Below are 1,154 nucleotides of genomic sequence, written 5' to 3'. Positions count from 1 at the left end.
CTCAGATGGTGCTGCACCTGCCCAACGAGATGATGGCCGCGCAGGTGGAGAAGAACGTCAGCACCCTGCGCCTGTGGACCCCCATGCTGGAGGAGCTGGGGTACATCGACGCCCGCCCGCACTACACCACCATGACCACCCCTGGCGGCCAGCGAATTCCGGTGATCGACGGCACGCTGTACGCGATCCGCCTCCAGCCGGGCCATAAGGCCAAGCTGACTTATCAGGACCTGAGCGCGCAGTACCGCAACCTCGACGAGGACCGACAGGCAGGCCGCACAGCGTACCGGGTGGTCCAGCGGGCCGAGAAGCTGGGCCAGCAAGAAGCCGCAAATGCTGAAAATGCAAACCGCGTCCCAGACGAAGAAAAAAATATGCGCGGGTCAACTGCTAGCCCGATGAAGGCCCAGTATCTTCGAGAGCAGCTCAAAGCGTGGGCCGTTACCCCTGGTCAGGTTCAAGACCCGTTATTCGCTGACCCGCGCATATTCTCCCCGGATGAGCTAGAAGAAGCGGTCAGAACTGTGCAGGACGTGATTTACCTGTTACCAGCAGTGGCAGAATCTGAAGCCAATAAACGGGCGGCGCTGATCGGGATTCTGGGAACAGCACTCGCCCACGCCCTGGACGATGACCACTCCCAGCGCTGGTACTGCAAGGCGATCTGGAACGCCTGGAATGCGGAGGTGGAAGGACGCGGAGGACTTCAGGTGCTGGCGGCGCAATTGGCCCGCCTGGACGTGGACCGGCACGAGTGGGGCAGCCTCAAACGGCCCGCTGCGCTGCTGAATGCCCGACTTCGGGCGGCGTGACCTCCGGCGCAGACTGCGCGCCAAATGCCCCATCCCCCTCAGCCGGCCTTGAGGCTGTGCGCGACTCCACCTGCACCGCCACGACGTACAGGCGACCAGCGAGATACGTCAGCGTGTCGTTGCATACCTCATCCGTCCCGAGATGATCTAAAAAGCGGTCTGCGACCAGACGACAGTCCTCAGCAGTGAGGGGTCGACTGCGGCGTCTCCCCACATCCTGAAGATCTTGATGGCGTGTCATGGTCTTAGTATGTACTCATCAAGTTGACTCGAATATGATGACCTCATGCAATTGTGTCCGGATAAAACCCATCCATTTTCTCTTGCCTAATGTCAATTAGA

General features: G+C 60.3%; 1 protein-coding gene. It reads left to right on the top strand.

The annotated features are described in order from the left end of the window. The coding region (locus Q319_RS28060; RefSeq protein WP_029484812.1) for a hypothetical protein at window positions 1-812 on the top strand (812 nt) is incomplete at its 5' end. Window positions 813-1,154 lie beyond the last annotated feature (342 nt).

This window comes from Deinococcus marmoris DSM 12784, assembly GCF_000701405.1.
Taxonomy (GTDB): Bacteria; Deinococcota; Deinococci; order Deinococcales; family Deinococcaceae; genus Deinococcus; species Deinococcus marmoris.
This window is presented reverse-complemented; position numbering and strand designations above follow the sequence as displayed.